We start from the raw sequence: 22,610 nt of genomic DNA, 5'->3' as shown, positions 1-22,610 counted from the left end.
GACTAGTTTACAATCTAGCGTATAAAAATGGAATGAAAAAGGGGGAGTAAAATGAAGCGCATTTCAATTTTAATAGCTGATGATGAGGCGGAAATTGCTGACTTAATTGAGATACATTTAGAAAAAGAAGGGTACCATGTTGTGAAAGCAGCGGATGGGGAAGAGGCGGTTCATGTTATTGAAACGCAGCCAATCGACTTGGTAGTTTTAGATATTATGATGCCGAAAATGGATGGTTATGAGGTGACGCGTCAAATTCGCGCGAAACATCATATGCCGATTATTTTTTTAAGCGCGAAAACTTCGGACTTTGATAAGGTGACAGGTCTTGTACTAGGTGCGGATGATTATATGACGAAGCCTTTCACACCAATAGAATTAGTTGCACGTGTAAATGCACAACTGCGTAGGTTTTTTACGTTAAATCACCCGAAAGTAGCGGAGAGTAAATCTGCTTTAGAAATAGGCGGAGTCGTAATTAATCCTGAGCGCAGGACGGTTGATGTGTATGGTGAGCAAATTGAATTAACGCCGAAAGAGTTCGATATTCTATATTTATTAGCAAGTCATCCGAAGAAAGTATACAATGTGGAAAATATTTTTCAGCACGTATGGGCAGATGATTATTATGAAGGTGGAAATACAGTAATGGTACATATTCGTACTTTGCGGAAGAAACTTGGAGAAGATAAAAGAAAGGATAAATTAATAAAAACAGTGTGGGGAGTAGGTTATACTTTCAATGGCTAATATGATGAAAAGCTTTCGATTTAAAATGATTGCCTTATTTGCGTTAAGTATGGTGCTTGCAGCAACTGTAACTTATATAATTTATAAAGGATTGCAGCTGTATTATAAAACAATGGTTCGCTACGAAGAGCCTTTAGCACAATTTAGGTCAATCGTAAGGGAATTTGGAGACATTAACTTCTTTTTAATTTTCTTTATTCCGTTATCTATAATCTTTTTCTTCTTTTTGACAAAACCGTATTTAAAATACTTTGATGAAATTTCTAATGGGATTCATCATCTTGCGAACGGTAACTTTACGAATAAAGTTCAAGTTTCATCAAATGATGAGTTTGGAAATATCGCGCGTGAAATAAATGTTGCAAGTGAAAAGTTAAAAGAAGCTGTTGAAAGAGGAGATTTTGCTGAAAGTAGTAAAGATCAGCTTGTTGTGAATTTAGCTCATGATTTAAGAACACCGTTAACATCCGTGTTAGGATATTTAGATTTAATTCTTAAAGATGAAAATTTAACAAAAGAACAAATTAAACATTTCTCCACAATTGCATATACAAAATCGCAAAGACTGGAAAGTTTAATTGATGAGCTATTTGAAATTACACGTATGAATTATGGCATGCTAAAGCTGGATAAAAAGCCGATTGATATAAGTGAGTTGCTTATACAGTTAGAGGAGGAATTGTATCCGTTATTAGAAAAACATCATTTAGAAGCTAGATTGAATGTCGATCCTCATTTACCGATGTACGGTGATGGAAAATTGTTAGCTAGAGTATTTGAAAACTTGTTAACAAATACCGTTCGTTACGGGTATGATGGGCAATTTGTTGATATGAATGGGTATGTTGATAATGGAGAAGTTGTCGTACAAATTATGAATTACGGAGATAGCATTCCAGAAGAAGATTTACCTTATCTTTTTGATATGTTTTATACAGGTGATAAAGCGAGAACAGAGAACCGTGGCGGGACAGGCCTTGGACTATTTATTGCGAAAAATATTGTCGAGCAACATAACGGTACGATTTCTGCTGAGAGTAATGTAGTTAGAACAATGTTTGAAGTGCGATTGCCAAAAGCCGAGAACGTAATAATTTAATAAAAATTTAAACTTTACCCCACTTTTTATTTTAATAGTTTTTTCTATTCTATACGTAAGTTACGTTAAGGAGGAACTAGAAATGAAAAAGTGGGTATTTATTTCTTTTTTTATAGCATGCACAGTATGTGTAGGCGTTTATATATCACCGTTATTTCAAAAGGAAATCGATGTTAAAATTGTCGGGAAAGATGAGCTAGTAAAGGCGGCAAACACCGAGAGGAAAGAGATTACGAAGGAACAAATTTATAAGGGTGATTTATTATTAGTTAATAGGGATTATCCAGTAAAAAAAGATAGTATTAGGTCTGATATTATAAATGTAAATCATAATAGTGAATTAGTGAGAGGCTATGTAATATTTGATAGAAATCTTCGTTTATCAAAGGATGTTGTGAAAAAGTTTTTGAACGTTGTCGATGCGGCTGGCAAAGAAAGTGTTAACCATTTTTTGATTAGTAGTGGTTATAGAGATTTCCAAGAGCAAAAACAGCTATATGAAAAAATGGGATCTGATTATGCACTTCCAGCAGGATACAGTGAACATAATTTAGGATTATCACTGGACATTGGGTCTACTCAAAAGAAAATGGAGAAAGCGCCTGAAGGAAAATGGATTGAAGAGAACGTATGGAAGCATGGCTTTGTATTACGTTATCCGAAAAATAAAAGTAACATTACTGGAATTCAATATGAGCCATGGCATATCCGTTATGTCGGCCTACCTCATAGCGCAATTATGCAAAAAAAGAATTTTACACTAGAGGAATATTTAGAGTTTTTAAAAGAGGAAAAAGAGGTTTCAACTGAAGTAGAAGGTAAGAAATATACTGTTTCTTATTATAAAGTTTCTGAGAATACGAAAGTGAACGTTCCAGCAAACAAGCAGTATGAAATTTCCGGGAACAATATGGATGGGGTTATTGTGACGGTTCAGGAATAGAGAAAAAGGCTGTGCCATTTGGGACAGCCTTTTCTTATATAAGAAAGGAAGTGACGTTTTTTGTCGGTAAATCGATATTCTTTGTCGAATCGTTAATATATTATAAGTTATGATAGATATAATTGAAAAATCGTTGATATATTGTAAGTTATGATAGATATATTCAAAAAATCGTTGATATAATTTCCTATACTATTAGCATTTTGGAGGAACATCTTTTTATGTATTTTTAAACATTATAACGTTATATTTACTTCTCCCTTTTTTTGTGTTACGCTAAACGTGTGAAAGAGATATAAAATGAAACTTTAATGTAAGCGTATTCTTATGGCTTCTTATAGAAAAGGGTGGAAATACAATGACAGAACGATTCGTACTACGTAATGTGAAACGTGTGAACGGGGAAGAGATTGACATTGTAATTGAAAATAACAAAATCGCACAGGTGACGAAAGCTGGTGCTGGCGAGGGTGGAAAGGTTCTTGATTACTCTGGTACTTACGTATCGAGTGGTTGGATTGATTTACACGTTCATGCTTTTCCAGAGTTTGATCCGTATGGCGATGAGGTGGATGAAATTGGCGTTAAGCAAGGGGTAACGACAATTGTTGATGCGGGTAGTTGCGGTGCTGATCGCATTGCAGATTTAGTAAAAAGTAGAGAGCAGGCAAAGACAAATTTATTTGCCTTTTTAAATATTTCTCGCATCGGTTTGAAACGAATTGATGAATTATCCAATATGGAATGGATAGATAAAGAGGAAGCGATAGAAGCAGTAGAAAAGTATAAAGATGTAATCGTTGGGTTAAAGGCGAGAATGAGTAAAAGTGTCGTTTGTGATAGTGGAATTGAACCGCTGCATGTAGCGCGCGCTTTATCCCATGAAACATCATTACCGATTATGGTACATATCGGTTCAGCGCCTCCTCGTATAGAGGAAGTTGTACCTCTTTTAGAAAAAGATGATGTCATTACACATTATTTAAACGGGAAAGAAAATAATTTATTTGATGAAGAAGGGAAACCGCTACCTGTGTTGTTAGATGCGGTGAATCGCGGCGTGCATTTAGATGTTGGTCACGGTAATGCTAGCTTTTCTTTTAAAGTAGCAGAAGCGGCGAAGCGTCACGATATTGCCTTTAATACAATTAGTACGGATATTTACCGGAAGAATCGTATACATGGTCCAGTGTATAGTATGGCTCACGTTCTTTCGAAATTCCTTTACTTAGGTTATCCGCTAGAAGAAGTGATTGATGCGGTTACGAAAAATGCGGCAGAGTGGCTTAAGAAACCAGAGCTTGGCCGTATTCAAGAAGGAGATATTGCAAACTTAACTTTATTTACGGTTAAAGATGAGAAGGTTACGTTAATTGATTCAGAAGGGGATCAGCGCATTGCTGAAAAAAGAATTGATACGAAAGGGGTTGTAATTAATGGGTCATTCATTGAATGCTAAGTACGGATTAAAAAGAGTAATTAATGCGAGCGGTAGAATGAGTATTTTAGGTGTATCTGCTCCTACAGATACGGTAATGGATGCGATGAAACATGGTGGACAAAATTATGTAGAAATTGCTGATTTAGTAGATAAAGCAGGAGACCATATTGCGAGAATTCTAGATTCAGAGGCAGCGGTCGTTGTGAATTCAGCATCGAGCGGAATTGCGCTTTCTATCGCTGGTATCGTTACAGAAGGAAATCGCCGTAAAAGTGAAAGACTTCATCAAGAAGTAATCGCGAAAAACGAAGTGATTATGTTAAAAGGCCATAACGTTCAATACGGTGCTCCTGTTGAAACGATGATTTACTTAGGTGGAGGAAAACTCGTTGAAGTTGGCTACGCAAATGAAGGGAAAGCAGAACATATTGAAGATGCGATTGGCGAAAATACAGCAGCAATTCTTTATGTGAAATCACATCATGCAGTGCAAAAAAATATGATTTCTGTTGAAGAAGCATGGGAAGTAGCGCAGCGAAATAACGTACCACTTATCGTTGATGCGGCAGCTGAAGAAGACATTCAAAAATATGTGAAGTATTCAGACCTTGCCATTTATAGCGGTTCAAAGGCAATTGAAGGACCTACTTCTGGTATTGTTGGCGGGAAACGAAAATATATCGAATGGCTGAAAGTGCAATTACATTGCATCGGAAGAAGTATGAAAGTCGGGAAAGAGACGACTTTTGGCTTACTTCAAGCGCTTGATGAGTATGGAGTAAAAGAAGATAAGAGCGAGCAAGAAAAAGAATTGCTACAAGTACTTATGCCGCTAAAAGAATTAAATGGTGTAAATATAACGATCGTTCAAGATGAAGCTGGAAGAGCAATCTTTAGAGCTCGTATTCATATTAACGAGAAAGAGTTAAACAAATCAGCAAAAGACGTTGTGACTGCATTACGCGAAGGGGAAATCGCAATTTATACACGTGATTATGGAGTAAGACAAGGATTCTTTGATATCGATCCACGTCCACTTCAAGGTGATGATATACATGTGATTGAAGAAAAAATGAGAGAAATTGTAGGGGGAAACTAAAATGACAAACATTCAAAAACGTTTTTATAAAGGACGCGTAGCATTAAATGTATTAGCGAACAATATCCAAAATGCGAAAGATATTTTTGAAGTAGCAGAAGGTTATGTAGTAGTGGGAGTGTTATCAAAAGACTACCCAACAGTAGAAGAAGCTGTTACAGCGATGAAAGCATGCGGAAAAGAAATTGATGACGCTGTATCAATCGGGCTAGGAGCAGGAGATAATCGTCAAGCAGCAGTTGTAGCTGAAATTGCGAAGCATTATCCTGGTAGCCATATTAACCAAGTGTTCACTTCAGTTGGAGCAACGCGTGCAAATCTCGGCGAAAAAGATAGCTGGATTAATAGTTTAGTATCACCAACAGGAAAAGTAGGTTACGTAAATATTTCTACTGGCCCAATTAGTGCGGCTGGAGAAGAAAAAGCAATCGTTCCAATTAAAACAGCGATCGCACTTGTACGTGATATGGGCGGAAATTCATTGAAATACTTCCCAATGAAAGGGCTAGCTCACGAAGAAGAATATCGCGCAGTTGCGAAAGCTTGTGCAGAAGAAGGATTCGCATTAGAGCCAACAGGTGGAATTGATAAAGAAAACTTTGAAACAATTGTACGTATTGCGCTTGAGGCAAATGTAGAGCAAGTTATCCCGCACGTATACTCTTCTATTATTGATAAAGAAACTGGTAATACGAAAGTAGAAGATGTTCGTGAATTATTAGCAGTCGTGAAAAAGCTAGTTGATCAATATGCGTAAGAAAATTGCAGCGTTCGGCGAAGTAATGATGCGCCTGCAAGTACCTGGATATGAATTGTTGTCGCAAGCTAACACGTTAAATTACTCATTTTCAGGTACAGGTGTGAATGTTGTAGCGGCACTTTCTCACTTAGGGCATGAAGGGCTTCTTATTTCAACTTTACCGGAAAATTCGGTTGGAGATGCAGCTGTATCTTACATTCAAAAGTTAGGGATTCAAACTTCTCTTGTTTCAAGAGGCGGTAAATATGTAGGTATGTATTTTTTAGAAAATGGATTCGGTGCACGTGCAAGCCGCGTTACATATTCGAATCGATTAGAAAGTAGCTTCAATACGGCATGTGAAGAAATGTATCAATTTGAAGAAATCGCAAAGGAAATTGATATCTTTCATTTTTGCGGTATTACACTTGCGATGAATGATACTGTACGTCATCATATGAAATCTTTAGCGAGAGCAGTTAAAGAAAACGGAGGAACCGTCGTTTTTGATTGTAATTATCGTCCCTCACTTTGGGGAGAAGACGGATATGAACAGGCAAAACCGCATTATGAAGAAATGCTAGGACTTGCTAATATCGTTATGATGAATGAAAAAGATGCGATGTTCGTTCTTGGGATGAAAACAGAAGAGACGGAGCGTGAGGCGCAGCTGCTGGATCTTATTCCAAAGGTAGCTGAAACGTATCATATCGCTACAATCGCTGGTACTCATCGCTCCATCAACAGTGATAATACACATTCGCTTCGCGGGTTTATATGTAAAGATGGATCGTTCACTTTTGCAAAAACACTTACGTTTTCTGTATATGATAGAATAGGTGCTGGAGATGCTTATACGAGCGGAATTATTCATGGCGAGATAAAAGAGTTTGCACCAGAGAAAGCTGTTTCATTTGCGTCAGCAGCTGGAATGCTAGCACATACAATCGTCGGTGATACGCCAATGTCATCAGAGAAAGATATACTTCGGGCGATGACGGCATCAGTAGGTGATGTAGAAAGGTAGTGGGTGTAACAGTGAACGTAACGAGGAAAAAAGGACCATTATATTTACAAATAAAAAATATTATTCGTGATCGAATATTGCATGGCGTATATGCGATTCATACGAATATTCCTTCAGAACCGCAATTAGAAGAAGAGTTCAAAGTTAGTAAGATTACAGTGCGTAATGCGATTAAAGAACTCGCTCAAGAAGGATATTTGGAAAAGAAGAGCGGCAAAGGAACGAAAGTGATTCGTAATACTTCTGCGACAAAACTGTCAAAGGGTAAGAAATTTACAGAAGTGTTAGTGGAAGAAGGATATAAAGTACAAAAGAAATTATTAAAAGCAGAAATCGTTCATAATGAGGAAGGAACAGTGCCGTTTCGATTATTCGGTAAAGAGAGTTTTCGTATCGAGCGCCTATATATGTTAAATGATACGCCGTACATTCATTATACGCACTATTTCTCAGCTCGAATGGCAAGTACAGATTTATCGGACTTTGATTTACAATCGCTTTATGATTTAGTTGAAGACCGAGGTATACATTTAGAAAACTTCAGAGATGAATTCGCGGTTGGGCTTGCACCTAATTTCGTTGCAGAAGCGCTAGGTGAAAAAGAGGAAACAGCGTTATTAAAACGTATGCGCTATTCTTATGATGAAGTTGGCGAAGTAATTGAATATAGCGAAGGCTACTACAATACAGAAATGCAGCATTATGTAGTGAATTATGACGTATAAAAAAGAGGGGATGTTCCCTCTTTTTTTATAAAGTAAAACTTTAATTAGTGGAGGAGGGCATCACCCACTAATTATTAGCCCACACCAATCGGGATAAAAGTAAGGAGAATGAGAGATGGATATATACTTATTAATCGTCACGTTACTTGCGATCACAATTGTTATTTTAGGGGTATCATGGTGGAAATGGCATGCATTTATTAGTTTAACAGTTGCGAGTTTGTTTTTAGCTATTATGTCTGGACTGAACTTAACGAAAATAGTGGCAGCCTATGAAACTGGTGTTGGTAGTGTACTAGGTCATTTAGTTGGTATTTTAGCTCTCGGAACAATTTTAGGGAAAATGATGTCCGATTCAGGGGCCGGCATGCAAGTGGCAGATTTCTTTATTCGATTTTTCGGTGTAAAGAAACTACCTTGGGCTATGTTATTTGCAGGATTTGTTATAGGGATTCCAGTGTTTTTTGAAGTGGGGATCGTCATTTTATTACCACTTGTTATTTCCATTCGAAAAACGACGAAGCAAAATATATTATTAATTGCGTTACCTGTCATTGCAGGATTATCTATTGTTCACGGGCTCGTGCCTCCGCATCCAGGGGCGATGACAGCAATCGGTATTTATAACGCGAACTTAGGAAAGGTACTTTTATATTCATTAATTATCGCGTTACCAACAGCCATTATCGCAGGACCGATATTTGCAAAGTGGGTACATAAAAGGGTGATACCTGAAAATGAACCGGAGCTTGTTCGAGTTACGACAGTATCAACTGATTTGCCAAGTCGTAAAGTTTCATTCTTTATTATTTTATTACCAGTTGTATTGATGATTTTATCAGTAGTTGCACCATATATTTCATTACCGAAAGAATTAACTGAATTTTTCGTGTTTATAGGAAGTCCAGTAATCGCCTTACTTATTTCATGTTTCGCAGCATTTTATTTACTTGGTATCAAACAAGGTATTAATAAAAAGATGATTAAAAAATTAACAGATGAAAGTTTATTGCCTGTCGGTTCTATTATTTTAATAATTGGTGCAGGCGGTGGATTTAAACAAATATTAATTGAAAGCGGCGTTGGAACAGCTATTGCACAAATGGCAGAACATATTTCGTTATCACCAATCGTATTAGCTTTCATGGTAGCTGGTTTAATTCGAATTGCAACAGGTTCAGCTACAGTAGCATTAACGACAGCAGCAGGGATTGTTTCACCAGTTATTCAGCACATGTCTGGTGTGAATTTAGAGCTTCTCGTTATTGCAACCGGTGCAGGTTCATTAATGTTTTCTCACGTAAATGATGCAGGGTTCTGGCTTGTAAAAGAGTATTTAGGTTTGACGGTGAAGGAAACGTTTAAAACGTGGACGGTGCTGGAGACATTGTTATCATTTATTGCATTTGGTTTTGCGCTTTTGTTGAATATGTTTCTTTAGGAGAGGAGATCAGATTTAAACGAATAAAACCTACAGAGGAAATGTAATTTCTCTGTAGGTTTTATTCGTTTTTTGTGCTTTCTATTACTTAATGGAACGGATATATTGATCTTCTCCATCGTCTTTGACAAAGACTCCTAGCTCATTCAAATCTTTGCGTAAATGCTTCTTTTTTTTCGAGTTTCCTTCTCGAAGGGCATTTCGTCTTTCATACAAAATAGTATTTATGCTTTTATTAAATCGCTCATCCTCTAATTTCCATAAGCTATACTCATGTTTATAAGGATCTTGTTCCACCCAGGGGAAGCCTTGCATTAAGAAAGTATCTTTAATTTTGCTTGGGTTAATGTCAGATGTTTCACGTAACCATTCTCGGTCTTCTTGATCAATGATAACCACTTGACGCTTATCTACAAAAACGGCTTTTACATTTGATCTGGTGATTTGTTTCTTTTGATCGTCCTTATTCACGTGAATGCTTTCCGAAGTAATGTTCATCTTTAAAGCGTCACTATAAATAATTAAAGAAAATAAAATTCCTGCAAAAACACCAATTAGCATGAGGATAATAGGAAGCCAGAAGGGGTTAATAAAATTTAAAAGTTCTATAATTTTTGAATCAGAAAAGAGAGGAATCCTTTTTATAATCTCTATTAATTTAGGTGAAAAATATCCAATAATGCCTAAAAGGATTGGGCTTACTATAGCAAGTAATTTTTCTAAAAAACCTAATCCAATGACAGATGCCTTTTTCATGTGTAGTTCATCCTTTCATATATATTTTTTTAATCAAGGCATATTTAAACAGTGAGTTTCTTCACCATTTTTATGAGCTCATCTGAGTAATTTTCTATGGATATAGATGAATTTGCCTTCAGCATTCTTTCTTCGATTGCTCCTAAAATAAATGAAGCTAATGTGTCGGTTTGGAAAGAATCGGAAAACAAGCCATTTTGTTGACCAGTCTTCAAAATATCTAATAACATCGTTCTAAGAGCATCCTCCTCTTCGTCGTCTTCGATTCTGTAATAAGGAACGTTCTCTTCATTTCTTGCATTAAAGATAATCTCAATTAAGGCAATATTATTTTTGTAATGAGTTTCTTGATAAGCCAAGTGTGCTTCAATAAAAGCCTCTAGTTTATTTATTTCAGATTGAGCTAATAGTACTCGATTACTAATAAATTCATGTTGTTTGGTAACTAAAAATTGTAATGTGCGATTCATAAGGTAAAGCTTATCGTTAAAATGATAAGAAATAAGTCCGGTGCTAATCTTAGCTTTTTTTGCTACCTTCGTTAAGCTTAAGTTGTTATATCCAACCTCTTCTAATGTATCAATACATGCAAGAATAATTTGTTCACGCCTAGCCTCTGCAATAAAAGAATCAGTCACGCTATTCAACTCCTAATTTATATGATTTAAATGTATAATCAAAAAATTGATTGGTCGTTCAATTAAATATTAGTAAGAAATTAAGAGCATGTCAAATGTTTTATGCTTACATCTGGATAAGGCTCATTCGCTTTTTAATAAAGCCCAATTCCTAAAACAAGCCCGTTTTTAGGTAAGCCAAGCTTCCTATTCGCCCTGAAAACATAATATAAATGGAATCCCCTCATTTAGAACAAGAGGAACTTGTTATGAATGATACTAAAGGAGGAATAGGGTAATGAGCGAAAAGTGTGAACACAGACATGATGATTGCGATCGTAGACGTGGATGCGGAGGCGGTTTTGCGCTTCTAATCGTATTGTTTATTTTATTAATTATCATCGGTGCTAGCTGCTTCGGCGGAGGCGGCGGTTGTGGCTATGGTGGTTACGGCGGTTACGCAGGCGGCTATGGTGGATATTGCTGCTAATTATTAAAAACTATTGAAAATGGCCTTGTGCGTATTGCACAAGGCCATTTTATTCATATTTTTATATGCTGTGATAATTTATTAATGTACAGAGAACGGATTAAGAAGAAGAAAATAATCTCGATAATCCCGAAAAAGGTGAGTACGATACATGTCTCTTTTAGTAAGGAGAAAGAAAACATACTTTGTAAAAACTTAACCGCAAATAATGTGTGAACACCAGCAACGATGTAAGGAACGAAAAATAAAATTCCTAATTGAATCGTTGCAGAGCGAAACATTTCTGATTCAGTTAAGCCAAGCTTTGTAATCGTAATATACTTTTGTCTTTCAGTTGTTAAGTCATTATACATACGGAAATATAAAACACTAGCTGCTCCGATAAAGAAAATAAAGCCGAGAAATGCCCAAATAAAGAATTGAGCGACTGCATTTCCTTTACTATGAACGAGTTCATCCGTAGCTGTATAAATATAAAATGGTTTAATGAAATCTTCTTCATTTTTATGTGCTTCATACAAGGTTTCTGCATCGTGATCTAAGCTTTTTAATATATTTTTTGTTGGGACAATTGCATTTTCCCAATTTTCCACGAAGTAGTTATAGACTGTAATTGTTTCAATATGAGGAATCATATTTTCAATTACTTCATCTTGCATCACAATTAAGTGAGGTAATGCAAAGGGAGGCTCAATTCCTCTATTAATAAAACCTTTAATTTGAAATTCCTTTTTATTAGAGCCAAGTGTAATTGTGTTCTGCTTCGCAAATGGGTTAGACACGAGATTTAATAACGCTGGTGAATAGCGAGAAATATTATAAACTTGTGAAGAATCGAGAGTGATTTTTGGTCTGTTTAATTGCTGTGCTATTGCGTTATAATCACTCATTTTCATAATGGCAATTGATTCTTTTAAAGCTGTATCTTTTAAAACGGTAAACTTATATTTGTCATATTGAAAATTGGCATTTGTAAGTTCAGTTTCAATCGTAGTAATATGCTTTTGTTCAAATGCATTAACACCTTCTGATGTATAGGTGAATGGTATTGGATATCGTTCTAGTATGGGTGCTTTCGTATTATTGTTTGCAGCAAATAACCCGATAATAATTGTAAATGCAAGTGCAGATAGCATAGAAACAATAAAGAGTACATTAATATTACTGCGTGTACGAGAAACTAAATCTGAAATCCATAACATATTTATTTGTTTTAAGTAAAACTTTCTTCGTTTCTTTAAAATATAGATAAAGAGAAGAAATGTTTGTGAAAAAAATAAATACGTCCCAATCACTACAAGCGGTAAAATAGATAGCATAATTAAGAATACAGATCCATTTTGTGCATTTTTTTCCGTTATGTAGCCTTGCGGATAACCGGCAATATAATAACATAGTCCTAAACAAGTTAAAGCAAATAGTGAAATGAGTATAGATGTTTTTTTTTCGCTCTTCTCTTTGTTAACGCCCTTAATAAGCTTCGTTGTTTTTCGAGTACGAATAAACATTGGTGTAAATGTAGAAACGATTAAAAATAAAATGATAAACGTTACGGTTGTAACGATAATCGCTTCTGTTGGCCAATATAAATAGAGACCTTTCGCACTTGTTAATTTCGAAGTGACTAATAAGAAAAAGTTAGAAAATACAAGTCCACCTTGAATGCCGATAAAGATAGATAATATCCCAATTATCATGTTTTCGGTAAATAACAATCTTTTTAATTGTCTCTGTGAGATACCAAGAATAGTGAGTATCCCGAATTGCTGCTTCCGAACATTTAAAAATGTTCCAATTGAATATAAGAGAAAGAAGAACGAGAACATAACGATCACAAGCTGTGCTGTACTAGCTAAGTTCATTAGAGGATCACGTTCTTGAAAGCTTTGTACACTCTGTAAGCGTGGATGATACGCGTATACAGTAAATGAAAAGAAAACCATGATAGAAAACGCACTACTTACAAAGTAGGCGAAATATGCTTTTGAATTACGTGAGACATTTTTAAATGCGAATTGCCAAAACGTCATCCACGTCTGCCTCCTAATAAGGCTAGAACATCTAATATTTCTTGATAAAACTTCTCGCGATATAATCCGCGGTGCAGTTCATTGTAAAGCTCTCCATCTTTAATGAAAATAACACGGTTACAATAACTTGCCGCAAACGGATCGTGCGTAACCATTAAAATCGTTGCATCTTCTTCTTTGTTTAATTTCGTAAATAACTCCATTACATCAATAGCGGCTTTTGAATCCAGGTTCCCTGTCGGTTCATCGGCTAGTAAGAGAGAAGGGTGATGAATAACAGCGCGTGCTACTGCAGTACGCTGTGCTTGTCCTCCAGAAACTTCAAAAATACGTTTGTCCAAAATATGATCAATTCCAAGCTTTTTTGAAATGTTATCAAGCTTTTCATCCATTTCTTTTAATGGAACATTATCTAATGTTAAAGGTAGTACGATATTTTCACCGATTGTTAGTGTATCTAGTAGGTTAAAGTTTTGGAAAACAAATCCTAACTCTTGGCGGCGGAAAATAGCTAACTTCTCTCTACGAAATGTGTGTGGTTTTTTTCCGTTAATAACGACGTCACCAGAAGTAGGAGAATCAATTGTAGAAATAACGTTTAAAAATGTAGATTTCCCGCTACCAGATGGACCCATAATGGCAACGAATTCCCCTTTATCTACGTGTAAATTTATATTTTTTAAAGCAGTATGAGGGACTTTTCCCTCATATACTTTTGAGACGTTTTTTATGTGTAATACTTCTTCCATAATAATCACCTTTCTACTTTTAAAACTTAATATGTTGTGATAATTTTTGCATATAAAAGGAACGAATTAAAAGGAAAAATAAAATTTCAACTGTTCCAAAAATCAACAGTACGACTGTAATCTCAGCGAAGAACGAGAGATGTAAAACTTCTTGTAGCATCTTTGTCGCAAACATCGTATGGATTGATGCCATAATGTAAGGCACGAAGAAAAGAATCGCAAGCTGAATTGTCGCTGAACGTTTCATTTCAGTTTCAGTTAAGCCAATTTTCGTAATCGTTATATATTTTTCTTGCTCATTTGTTAAATCTGTATACATTCGGAAGTAAAGAACACTACCAGCACCGATAAAGAAAATAACACCTAAGAAAGTACCAATTAAGAAGAATGAAGCGACATTTAGTTTTGTTGTGTATAGAGAATCGCTTGCTTCACTTGCATGGAAAGGTGGGTGTTCTGCTTGAATTGCTGCATTGTCGTTATTGATTTTTGTGATAAACGATGAACCGATATTATGTGCTTTTTCCCAATCTGTAACTTTGAAGTTATATACACTCATTTGTTTGGAAACGGTGGATAAGGCTTCTACATTTTCATCAGATAGTATGAGTAATTGGTATATTAAGCTGTTTGGGAATGGGCTATAACTTTTATATTCTTTCACTTGTAGTTGTAAATTGTTTTGAGTAAGTGTAAGAGTATTTTTCTTGTCTTCATTGTGAAGTGTTCCAATAACTTGATCATCTAAGTCTTTCATAAGAATATAAGATTCATTCTTATTCACCGTGAGTTTTTCCCAATTTAACGCCCTAGCAAGTACATTATAGTCACTTTGTTTAATTGCGTAATAGAGCTGCGTGTTATCTTCAGCCGAAGATACTTCATATATATCCGTTTTAAATTTCGTATAAGTAAAATGCTCTTCATTAAATTTCTGCTCTAACCAGTTTAAATGTTCATCAGCTAATGTATTTTCAGTATGTGATAAATACGTAAACGGGAAAGGGTTTTGTCTAATTGCATCAAACTTTGTAAATTTTCCAAAACCATATAAGAATGTAATCATTGTAAAAGCGAGTGTCGATAGCATCGCTACAATAAAAAGCATGTTAATGTTTGTCCGAATGCGCGCTGCTAAATCAGAAATCCAAAGCATATTAATTCGTTTCATATAAAACGTTCTTCGCATTTTTAAAATACGAATAAGTAAAAAACTAATTTGTGAAAAGAAAAAGTATGTTCCAGCTGCAATAAGCGATGGAATAACAAATATACTAGAGACGGCATATAAAAGCCCAATGATATCGCCTAACGACATAAAATATAATGGATTGGATTCTAATACATATCCAGTTATTAAACATGCCGCACCAAATAGAGAGATGAGCACGGATGCTTTTCTTTCTTTTTGTTGTGTTCCTTCTTTTAAAAGACGTACGGCTTTTCTCGTACGAATGAGCATCGGTGTAAAAGATGATACGAGAATGAAGAGCCCGAGAAAGATGATGATAGTTAAAACGATAGCACTTGTAGGCGGATATAAATATAAACCAGGTACGTGTGTAATTTTGGCGGTAACTAATAAAAAGAACTGTGAAAAGACAACTCCAAGTTGAATGCCAAAAAATATAGAAAGAGCACCAATTAACATATTTTCTATAAATATGAGTCGCTTTAATTGTTTTTGAGATATGCCAAGTACTGTTAAAATCCCGAACTGTTTTTTTCGTACTTTTAAAAACGTCCCGATTGAATACAGTAAAAAGAAAAATGAAAAGAACACAATGACAACTTCTGAAATTGTCATTAATATGTTCAGAGAATAATTCACGTCTGTCATATGCAATTTAGGATGAAATAAATAAACTGCAAATGAGAAAAAGATTGCAATGGAGAACGCACTGCTTACAAAATAGGCGAAATAAGCTCTGGCGTTCCGCGTCACGTTTTTAAATGCAAACTGCCAAAATGTCATTCACCTGAACCTCCTGATAGGGTGAAGATGAGAAGAGCATAGCATAGGAAATACTCTTTTCATCAAGTTTGTTTTAAATATTTTGTCCACTCGTGTATTGTGATAATTTTTGCATATAAAGTGAACGAATGAATACGAAAAATACGATTTCAACGAATCCAAAAATAATAAGAACGGCTGAAACCTCTTTGAACAGAGATAAACCAATTACATCTTGTAGCATTTTTGTTGCGAACATTGTATGAATGGATGCCATAATGTACGGAATGAAAAATAAAATACTAAGTTGAATGGTTGCAGATCGTTTCATCTCTGTATCTGTTACACCGATTTTAGAAATCGTTATATATTTCTCTTGTTCGTTCGTCAAATCCGTATACATTCTAAAGTAAAGAACGCTACCAGCTCCAATGAAGAAAATAACTCCTAAAAATGTCCCAATTAGGAAAAATGCAGCACTGCCTGATGTTATTTTGTATAACGATCCTGCTGATTCAAAGGAACGAATAAGAGGTCCTTCATACTGGAATTTATTTCGATCTTTTTGCACTTTTTCTATAAAATTATCAGCAATTTCATATGTCTGTTCCCAGTTTTGAATTTTGTAATTGTATGCTGATATATGCTTTACGGTGTTAGGTAAGTTATTTACGATAATATCAGGCAACACTATCGTTTGATATGAAAAGTCAGATGGGATTGCGTTTACATGCTCATAGCCTTTTACTCGTAATTTCGTATTTGTACTAGAGAGTGTAATGTAATCTCTTTTGTAGCTTTGCTCAAATTCGTTGAATATGGTGATATAAGATGTCCCTGTTAGCACATATGCTTCGTTATCATCCATAAATAGTTGTTTCATTCGTAAAGAATCTGCAAGTTTGTTATAGTCACTTTGCTTAATTGCGTATACGTCATTATAAATAGCTATATCTTTATCTTCTTTTAGTGGTGTTTCATATATATCAGCTTTTATTTTTTGATAAGGGAAATGCTCTTTTTGTAATTGTTGCTCAAGCCAATTTAAATGCTCTGTAACAAAAGGGTTCGCATCATAAGAAAAATAAGAAATTGGAAAAGGAGAAGCTCTATTCACCTCTAGCTTAATAAATTTCCCGAATCCATATAGAAACGTAATCATTGTGAAAGCAATTGTAGATAGCATCGCTACAATAAACAGCATATTAATATTCGTTCGAATACGGCTTACTAAATCCGAAATCCAAAGCATATTAATCCGTTTCATATAAAACTTCCTTCTTTTCTTTAAAATATAAATAAGTAAGAAACTAATTTGTGAAAAGAAGAAATATGTTCCAATTGTAACAAGCGTTGGGATAACGAAAATACTTGAAACCATATATATAACACCGATTTGCGGGCTTACTGATACGAAATATTTAGGATTTCCAGCTAACGCATAACCACCAAATAAACAAATCGCACCAAATAATGAAACAAGTATGGATGGTTTTCTTTCTTTTTGTTTTCCACCATTTGTTTTTAAAAGGTGTACTGCTTTTTTTGTACGAATAAGCATTGGTGTGAATGCAGATACAATGATAAAAAGACTAAGGAAAACAATGGTTGTTAAAATAAACGCGTTAGTAGGCCCGTATAAATATATTCCTGGAACATGGGTAAGTTTGGCTGTTACTAATAAGAAAAATTGAGAAAAAACAACCCCAAACTGCATGCCGAAAAAGATAGATAAAATCCCGATTAACATATTCTCCATAAAAATAAGACGATGTAATTGTTTTCTCGATATTCCTAAAATGGTCAAAATACCAAATTGTTTTTTTCTAACTTTTAAAAAAGTACCAATGGAATATAGTAAAAAGAAGAAAGAGAAAAATACAATTACTACTTCTGAAAATATCATTAATGCTGAAATTTCAGAGGTCATGTCAAAGTTTTGTAATTTTGGATGGAATAAGTAAACAGCAAACGAAAAGAACACAGCAATGGAAAAGGAACTACTTACAAAGTAAGCAAAATAAGCTCTCGAGTTGCGCGTGACGTTTTTAAATGCAAATTGCCAAAATGTCATAGATTATACCTCCGGCTAGAAGATATAGAAGTAGTTGTATTGCAAAAAATGTATGAGAGTGAGTTCTCATACATTTTGCTTGCATATGTTACGATCATACTTCGGTCACCTTCTCCGTATGTTCTGCTTGATTATTTGCAGCATTGTGGAAGATGATTTTAATGGTCGTTCCTTTACCAACTTCAGAATCTAGTTTGACAGAGTGACCTAAATAATCACAAATTTTACTTACAATATAAAGTCCCATACCAGTAGATTCTCCGAAGGCGCGACCGTTTTTCCCAGTGTAAAACGGTTCAAATACTCTTCGAATATCTTCTTGTGGAATACCAACACCTTCATCACGAACTTCTAAAATAATATCTTTTCCGTTTCGGTAAGCAGATAAGAAAACTTTCTTTCCGCGCTCACCGGAGTAACGAACAGCGTTTGTCATTAATTGATAGATGATAAATTTTAGCCATTTCGCATCAGAAGCAACTTTTAAATCAGAATGGACTTCTAAAACAGGGAAGACACCATTACGAATGAATAGTTCTTTTAATCCATTAATATTTTTTGTTACCGTATCTTTTAATGAAATCGTCTCGACATGGAAATCTTCATGGAAGTTATTTAACCTAGCCATGTATAAAGCCATATCAAGCCCTTGGTTTAGACGCTCTAATTCTTTTTTAAACTTTGGAATTAAATGCTCGTCTTCCATTTCTAGCACCATAAGCTGCATAACAGAAACAGGTGTCTTCATTTGATGTACCCAATGGTTAATGAATAGTTGATGTTCTTGTTGTTTTACTTCATACGATTGTAGTTCTTTTTGGAAGAGGCGGTACTGCGTACGCACGAGTTCATTGACACCGTGAGGCATCGGAGCAGTCGCTCTTTCAATAAACGCATCTTCCATTTTTTCTGGTTGCTCACTTAATCTATGGTACATTCTACGATTGCGAACGTAACGGTAAGCGAGGAAACAAATAAATAAATATAAACTTAAAACGACGAAGTAAAATTTATTGTTTTGAAATCCATCTACTGCATCATAAAGAACGAAAATGATACCGAAGTTTAAAACGTACAGTAGGAAAAATGCAAAATGATCACGTAAAAATAGCTTCATGCTTATTCACTCCAAGTTGCGTTAAAGCGATATCCAAGTCCACGTACTGTTTCAATAGAGTTCTCAATGCCAAGCTCATTAAACTTTTTACGAAGACGCGTAATGTTTACGTTTAATGTATTTTCTTCAACGAAGCTCTCGTCATCCCAAAGCGCAGCTAATAAATCTTCACGGCTCGCTGTACGAGGGAATTTAGATAATAACATTTCAGCTAAAATAGCTTCTTTCTTCGTTAAAAGAACTTGTTCAGATCCGAAGTGAATTTCAGGACGTTCTGGGAATAGTTTTAAACCTTCTACTTCAACGATACGTTCAGAAATATTTGGTGCATAATCACCGTAAATACGACGTAATTGTCCTTTAATTTTCGCCATTACAACATCGTAGTGGAACGGTTTTGTAATGTAATCATCCGCACCGCTTTCAATTGCCATAATTTGTTCCATCTCACCAGCACGAGCTGAAATGAAAATAATTGGACAAGTAGATTCATGACGAATTTGACGGCACCAGTAGAAACCATCGAATTTCGGTAAGTTTACATCAAGTAAAACAAGATGTGGTTTCACAGCGTTAAACGATTCCATAATATCATCGAAATTCTCCGCTACCACAGCCTCATAACCGTACTTCTGAATGTGAGATTGCAGTAATGATGAAATATTTGGATCGTCTTCAACGATTAAAATTTTATACATATGTATATTCCTCCTCAAAAAAAACAATTGTAGCTATAGTGTATCATGTGTTTCAAGTCTTTTCATTATGTTGAAAGATAAGCTAGTAAACAGTATAGGTTAAAAGTGAGAAAAGTAAAAAGGGCGCTGGATGAAATTGACAAATAATAGTAATAGGTTTAACATTTAGATAAATATCTAAATGTCTAATTATCGAAAGGAAGAAAGACATTGAATCAAGCATTCAAAGCATTAGCAGATCCAACAAGGCGAAAAATTTTAGACTTATTAAAAGAAGGTGATCTAACCGCTGGTGAGATTGCTGAACATTTCAATATGACAAAACCAAGTATTTCACACCACTTAAGCGCACTTAAAAATGCTGAACTTATTCAAGATGAAAAGAAAGGGCAATTCGTTGTGTACTCTTTAAACACAACGGTCTTTCAAGATTTGTTGACTTGGGTGTTTACATTTACGAATAAGGGGGAAGAGGGGAAATGAAAAAGCATCTTTTTGCAATCTTATTAATTGTTATAACTTGTTTAGCTTGGGCGTTTGCTTGGCCACATTTACCGGATACAATTGCAACGCATTGGAGCGGCGGTAAAGTAGATGGATATTCTTCTAAATTGTATGGAATGCTTTCTATGGTTGGAATTATGATTGTTTTATATATTTTTCTAAACGTGTTACCAAAGATTGATCCAAAGAAAGCGAACTACGAGAAGTTTTCTAAAGCTTTTATGATGATGAATAACGGGATATTACTGCTACTATTTGTAGGGAATATAGATATTATTACAAGTGGATTAGGATACAATTTATTCATTAATCGCGTGCCGGAATTATTAGTGGGTATTTTATTTATAGTCATCGGAAACTATTTACCACAATGTAAACCAAATTATTTTGTAGGTATAAAAACGCCGTGGACGTTAAGTAGCGAAGAAGTATGGAGAAAGACACACCGTTTTAGCGGAAAGGTGTTTGTTGCATTGGGGATCATTATGATTTTAAGTGTTTTTGCACCAGTAACGTGGAAATCTTTCGTAATGGTTGGAATTATTATTGGTGCAGTAGGATTAACGATGGGATATTCATATATTGCTTATAAAAAAGAAATAGGGGCCTAATAAAAAATTATGGGGGAGAGAGGATGAAAAGACGCGTATTACCATGGAGTTTAATTATTGGCATTGCAATTGGATGGTATATTGTATGGCCATATTTACCAGAACAAATTCCACGCCATTATAATGCAGCAGGAGTAGTAGATGGATATTTTTCTAAAATAGAAGCAAGTTCATTCTCGATAGGTAGTATGGTAGTGCTCTATATGATATGGCTAGTTTTTGGATTCATAAAAGATAAGTCTACACAGCAATCCAAAGTTCTTTCAGCGATTAATTATGCCATTCTCTTTATCGGATTTGGATGTAACATATTTGCACTATTAGCAGCGTCTAATTATATTGCATCGGGCTCAATTGCATTTAATTTTGGACTTGGAACATTGTTTCTTGTACTAGGTAATTACATGCAACAAACGAAGCCGAACGGGTTAGTAGGCATTCGAATGGACTGGACATTAGAAAATCCTGTAGTTTGGAGAAAAACACATAGATTTGCTTCGAGGGTATTTGTAATAGGTTCACTTTGTATATATGCCGGGGCTTTGCTTCCAGATCCATTTAATATTTTTATGGGGATTGGAATCATATTAATATGTATTATCGTATCAACAATAAAGTCATATAGTATTTATAAAGAAGAGTTGAAAATGTAAATAAAGCTGCTTTTCCTTTTAGGGAAGAGCAGCTTTGTTTTTTTTATCACTTCTTCAAAACCGGTATCCAAATTTCACTTTTAAAGTTTGGAGAAGATATGTCTTTCTGTTCATTCCACAATACTTCCGGTCCTTCCGCTAGTTCATAGTTCGAAGAAGGGAACCATTCAGAATAAATACGCCCCCATACATTTTGTAGTGCATCAGGAAATGGACCGACAGCTTCGAATATAGCCCATGTTGAAGCTGCGACTTCGAGTTGTTTAAACTGCTCTGGACAATCCTTTGTTGTGGCTACTCCAATATAGTGATCAAGTTCTCCTTTTTCTTCCATTCTTCCTTCAGAAAAATTAGTAGAGGCACTAATAATTCCAGTAGGTGCAATGTTTGAAAGGGACTTTAATGTTTGAATAGACTCTGGGTTTAAACTTTTCCACATAGAAGCAATTTCTTCATTTACACCGTTAAAAACGATTGGGACTCGTTTTGTAATACCTATAATTCGAAAGGGCTCTTTTTCTTCAATTCGATAGTTCATTTCATTTCCTCCTTGAATGGATAATTGGAAGGTCATTGGTGAATAAGCCTTCAAAGAATGGCTACTATTTCGGGCCTCTGAAGGTGTTATACCGTGCAAGTTTTGAAATGCACGAGCGAATGAATCTGGTGAGTTGTATCCATATTTTATAGCGATATCAATGACTTTTACATTGTTGTTTTTTAGTTCAAAGGCAGCGAGAGTAAGACGTCTACAGCGAATATATTCTGATAGTGATATGCCAGCTAAAAAAGAAAACATTCTCTTGAAATGATATTCGGAGCAGTAAGCTATTTTTGCGACTTCTTTAAAATCAATTTCATGTGTAAGGTTGTTTTCGATATACTGCATTGCAGCATTCATATTTTTAAGTGAATCCATATTATGACCTCCTCTGTACATAGAATAGCAGGAACGAAATAGCTCCATCCGACATTTCGTGCACAACTTTGTAGGTGCATTTTTTACCTTACAAAATTGTAATGTTCCTGTAAGGAGAATGAATGGATGGTATGATATCCCAATGTTATAGTAACAAAGTACTTTAATTCATTA

General features: G+C 35.2%; 22 protein-coding genes. 13 read left to right on the top strand and 9 right to left on the bottom strand.

Annotation, left to right across the window (positions count from 1 at the left end):
* Positions 1-51 precede the first annotated feature (51 nt).
* The 9 genes from AC3EMB_RS23925 to gntP all read left to right on the top strand — a co-directional run bounded on the left by AC3EMB_RS23925 (position 52) and on the right by gntP (position 9,264).
* On the top strand, positions 52-750 hold the full coding sequence (locus tag AC3EMB_RS23925; RefSeq protein WP_089171899.1) for a response regulator transcription factor: 699 nt from the start codon (positions 52-54) through the stop codon (positions 748-750).
* Entirely contained in the window at positions 743-1,849 is a 1,107-nt protein-coding gene (locus tag AC3EMB_RS23920) for a sensor histidine kinase (RefSeq protein WP_488517307.1), read from the top strand. The genes AC3EMB_RS23925 and AC3EMB_RS23920 overlap by 8 nt, the downstream gene beginning before the upstream one ends.
* An 82-nt stretch (positions 1,850-1,931) precedes the next feature.
* Positions 1,932-2,792, top strand: a complete 861-nt coding sequence (locus AC3EMB_RS23915; RefSeq protein ID WP_065229485.1) for a M15 family metallopeptidase — start codon at positions 1,932-1,934, stop codon at positions 2,790-2,792.
* Positions 2,793-3,150: 358 nt separating this feature from the next.
* Positions 3,151-4,251 (top strand): amidohydrolase/deacetylase family metallohydrolase, encoded by a 1,101-nt coding sequence (locus tag AC3EMB_RS23910; RefSeq protein WP_095690077.1) that lies wholly within the window; start codon positions 3,151-3,153, stop codon positions 4,249-4,251.
* A complete protein-coding gene (locus AC3EMB_RS23905; protein ID WP_095690078.1) occupies positions 4,229-5,332 on the top strand; it encodes a DgaE family pyridoxal phosphate-dependent ammonia lyase in 1,104 nt (367 codons plus the stop codon). Before AC3EMB_RS23910 ends, AC3EMB_RS23905 begins: the two co-directional genes overlap by 23 nt.
* Position 5,333: 1 nt before the next feature.
* A complete protein-coding gene (dagF, locus tag AC3EMB_RS23900) occupies positions 5,334-6,089 on the top strand; it encodes a 2-dehydro-3-deoxy-phosphogluconate aldolase (RefSeq protein WP_095690079.1) in 756 nt (251 codons plus the stop codon).
* Entirely contained in the window at positions 6,082-7,098 is a 1,017-nt protein-coding gene (locus tag AC3EMB_RS23895; RefSeq protein ID WP_488517306.1) for a sugar kinase, read from the top strand. Before dagF ends, AC3EMB_RS23895 begins: the two co-directional genes overlap by 8 nt.
* On the top strand, positions 7,098-7,823 hold the full coding sequence (locus AC3EMB_RS23890; RefSeq protein ID WP_095690080.1) for a GntR family transcriptional regulator: 726 nt from the start codon (positions 7,098-7,100) through the stop codon (positions 7,821-7,823). Before AC3EMB_RS23895 ends, AC3EMB_RS23890 begins: the two co-directional genes overlap by 1 nt.
* A 115-nt stretch (positions 7,824-7,938) precedes the next feature.
* On the top strand, positions 7,939-9,264 hold the full coding sequence (gntP, locus tag AC3EMB_RS23885; RefSeq protein WP_095690081.1) for a gluconate permease GntP: 1,326 nt from the start codon (positions 7,939-7,941) through the stop codon (positions 9,262-9,264).
* Positions 9,265-9,348: 84 nt separating this feature from the next.
* On the opposite strand, the gene AC3EMB_RS23880 is transcribed toward gntP, so the two are convergent.
* Complete coding sequence (locus AC3EMB_RS23880) at positions 9,349-10,020, bottom strand: YqeB family protein (protein WP_095690082.1); 672 nt, start codon at positions 10,018-10,020, stop codon at positions 9,349-9,351.
* A 44-nt stretch (positions 10,021-10,064) separates the two neighbouring features.
* Positions 10,065-10,658: a TetR/AcrR family transcriptional regulator gene (locus AC3EMB_RS23875; protein WP_488517305.1), complete on the bottom strand. Its 594-nt coding sequence runs from the start codon at positions 10,656-10,658 to the stop codon at positions 10,065-10,067.
* 277 nt (positions 10,659-10,935) lie between these two features.
* Here AC3EMB_RS23875 and AC3EMB_RS23870 point away from each other — a divergent pair, with 277 nt between their 5' ends.
* The gene (locus AC3EMB_RS23870) at positions 10,936-11,127 is read left to right on the top strand and encodes a YjcZ family sporulation protein (RefSeq protein ID WP_001290386.1); all 192 of its coding nucleotides are present in this window, start codon (positions 10,936-10,938) and stop codon (positions 11,125-11,127) included.
* Positions 11,128-11,180: 53 nt separating this feature from the next.
* Here the strand turns inward: AC3EMB_RS23870 and AC3EMB_RS23865 are convergent, their stop codons facing one another.
* The 6 genes from AC3EMB_RS23865 to AC3EMB_RS23840 form a co-directional block, all read right to left on the bottom strand.
* Positions 11,181-13,157: an FtsX-like permease family protein gene (locus AC3EMB_RS23865; protein WP_095690084.1), complete on the bottom strand. Its 1,977-nt coding sequence runs from the start codon at positions 13,155-13,157 to the stop codon at positions 11,181-11,183.
* Positions 13,154-13,906 carry an ABC transporter ATP-binding protein gene (locus AC3EMB_RS23860; protein WP_000393250.1) on the bottom strand — a complete coding sequence of 251 codons (753 nt, stop codon included), beginning with the start codon at positions 13,904-13,906 and terminating at the stop codon, positions 13,154-13,156. The genes AC3EMB_RS23865 and AC3EMB_RS23860 overlap by 4 nt, the downstream gene beginning before the upstream one ends.
* Before the next feature lie 19 nt (positions 13,907-13,925).
* A complete protein-coding gene (locus AC3EMB_RS23855) occupies positions 13,926-15,881 on the bottom strand; it encodes an ABC transporter permease (RefSeq protein WP_088115245.1) in 1,956 nt (651 codons plus the stop codon).
* 73 nt (positions 15,882-15,954) lie between these two features.
* Entirely contained in the window at positions 15,955-17,934 is a 1,980-nt protein-coding gene (locus tag AC3EMB_RS23850) for an FtsX-like permease family protein (RefSeq protein WP_078401131.1), read from the bottom strand.
* A gap of 94 nt (positions 17,935-18,028) precedes the next feature.
* On the bottom strand, positions 18,029-19,051 hold the full coding sequence (locus AC3EMB_RS23845; RefSeq protein ID WP_000765342.1) for a sensor histidine kinase: 1,023 nt from the start codon (positions 19,049-19,051) through the stop codon (positions 18,029-18,031).
* A gap of 2 nt (positions 19,052-19,053) precedes the next feature.
* Positions 19,054-19,749 (bottom strand): response regulator transcription factor, encoded by a 696-nt coding sequence (locus AC3EMB_RS23840; protein ID WP_000276738.1) that lies wholly within the window; start codon positions 19,747-19,749, stop codon positions 19,054-19,056.
* Between the two features lie 210 nt (positions 19,750-19,959).
* Here AC3EMB_RS23840 and AC3EMB_RS23835 point away from each other — a divergent pair, with 210 nt between their 5' ends.
* Genes AC3EMB_RS23835 through AC3EMB_RS23825 form a run of 3 tightly spaced genes read left to right on the top strand, consistent with a single transcriptional unit; the run spans position 19,960 to position 21,517 of the window.
* The gene (locus AC3EMB_RS23835; protein WP_001070531.1) at positions 19,960-20,232 is read left to right on the top strand and encodes an autorepressor SdpR family transcription factor; all 273 of its coding nucleotides are present in this window, start codon (positions 19,960-19,962) and stop codon (positions 20,230-20,232) included.
* Positions 20,229-20,864: an SdpI family protein gene (locus tag AC3EMB_RS23830; protein ID WP_000716359.1), complete on the top strand. Its 636-nt coding sequence runs from the start codon at positions 20,229-20,231 to the stop codon at positions 20,862-20,864. The genes AC3EMB_RS23835 and AC3EMB_RS23830 overlap by 4 nt, the downstream gene beginning before the upstream one ends.
* 23 nt (positions 20,865-20,887) lie before the next feature.
* Positions 20,888-21,517, top strand: a complete 630-nt coding sequence (locus AC3EMB_RS23825) for an SdpI family protein (RefSeq protein WP_488517304.1) — start codon at positions 20,888-20,890, stop codon at positions 21,515-21,517.
* Between the two features lie 46 nt (positions 21,518-21,563).
* Here AC3EMB_RS23825 and AC3EMB_RS23820 read toward each other — a convergent pair whose 3' ends face one another.
* Positions 21,564-22,436, bottom strand: coding sequence for an AraC family transcriptional regulator (locus AC3EMB_RS23820; RefSeq protein WP_098851932.1), 873 nt, complete (start codon positions 22,434-22,436; stop codon positions 21,564-21,566).
* Between the last annotated feature and the right edge of the window lie 174 nt (positions 22,437-22,610).

The sequence above is a fragment of the Bacillus sp. LQ16 genome, from assembly GCF_057784645.1.
The sequence above is the reverse complement of the archived record's forward strand: the minus strand, read 5'-3'. Positions and strand labels throughout refer to the sequence as shown.

What these genes read in the sequence shown, in the direction of transcription:
- AC3EMB_RS23925 (WP_089171899.1), top strand. Translation starts at nt 52, where the DNA reads ATGAAGCGCATTTCAATTTTAATAGCTGATGATGAGGCGGAAATTGCT.
- AC3EMB_RS23920 (WP_488517307.1), top strand. Translation starts at nt 743, where the DNA reads ATGGCTAATATGATGAAAAGCTTTCGATTTAAAATGATTGCCTTATTT.
- AC3EMB_RS23915 (WP_065229485.1), top strand. Translation starts at nt 1,932, where the DNA reads ATGAAAAAGTGGGTATTTATTTCTTTTTTTATAGCATGCACAGTATGT.
- AC3EMB_RS23910 (WP_095690077.1), top strand. Translation starts at nt 3,151, where the DNA reads ATGACAGAACGATTCGTACTACGTAATGTGAAACGTGTGAACGGGGAA.
- AC3EMB_RS23905 (WP_095690078.1), top strand. Translation starts at nt 4,229, where the DNA reads ATGGGTCATTCATTGAATGCTAAGTACGGATTAAAAAGAGTAATTAAT.
- dagF (WP_095690079.1), top strand. Translation starts at nt 5,334, where the DNA reads ATGACAAACATTCAAAAACGTTTTTATAAAGGACGCGTAGCATTAAAT.
- AC3EMB_RS23895 (WP_488517306.1), top strand. Translation starts at nt 6,082, where the DNA reads ATGCGTAAGAAAATTGCAGCGTTCGGCGAAGTAATGATGCGCCTGCAA.
- gntP (WP_095690081.1), top strand. Translation starts at nt 7,939, where the DNA reads ATGGATATATACTTATTAATCGTCACGTTACTTGCGATCACAATTGTT.
- AC3EMB_RS23880 (WP_095690082.1), bottom strand. Translation starts at nt 10,020, where the DNA reads ATGAAAAAGGCATCTGTCATTGGATTAGGTTTTTTAGAAAAATTACTT.
- AC3EMB_RS23870 (WP_001290386.1), top strand. Translation starts at nt 10,936, where the DNA reads ATGAGCGAAAAGTGTGAACACAGACATGATGATTGCGATCGTAGACGT.
- AC3EMB_RS23865 (WP_095690084.1), bottom strand. Translation starts at nt 13,157, where the DNA reads ATGACGTTTTGGCAATTCGCATTTAAAAATGTCTCACGTAATTCAAAA.
- AC3EMB_RS23860 (WP_000393250.1), bottom strand. Translation starts at nt 13,906, where the DNA reads ATGGAAGAAGTATTACACATAAAAAACGTCTCAAAAGTATATGAGGGA.
- AC3EMB_RS23855 (WP_088115245.1), bottom strand. Translation starts at nt 15,881, where the DNA reads ATGACATTTTGGCAGTTTGCATTTAAAAACGTGACGCGGAACGCCAGA.
- AC3EMB_RS23850 (WP_078401131.1), bottom strand. Translation starts at nt 17,934, where the DNA reads ATGACATTTTGGCAATTTGCATTTAAAAACGTCACGCGCAACTCGAGA.
- AC3EMB_RS23845 (WP_000765342.1), bottom strand. Translation starts at nt 19,051, where the DNA reads ATGAAGCTATTTTTACGTGATCATTTTGCATTTTTCCTACTGTACGTT.
- AC3EMB_RS23840 (WP_000276738.1), bottom strand. Translation starts at nt 19,749, where the DNA reads ATGTATAAAATTTTAATCGTTGAAGACGATCCAAATATTTCATCATTA.
- AC3EMB_RS23830 (WP_000716359.1), top strand. Translation starts at nt 20,229, where the DNA reads ATGAAAAAGCATCTTTTTGCAATCTTATTAATTGTTATAACTTGTTTA.
- AC3EMB_RS23825 (WP_488517304.1), top strand. Translation starts at nt 20,888, where the DNA reads ATGAAAAGACGCGTATTACCATGGAGTTTAATTATTGGCATTGCAATT.
- AC3EMB_RS23820 (WP_098851932.1), bottom strand. Translation starts at nt 22,436, where the DNA reads ATGGATTCACTTAAAAATATGAATGCTGCAATGCAGTATATCGAAAAC.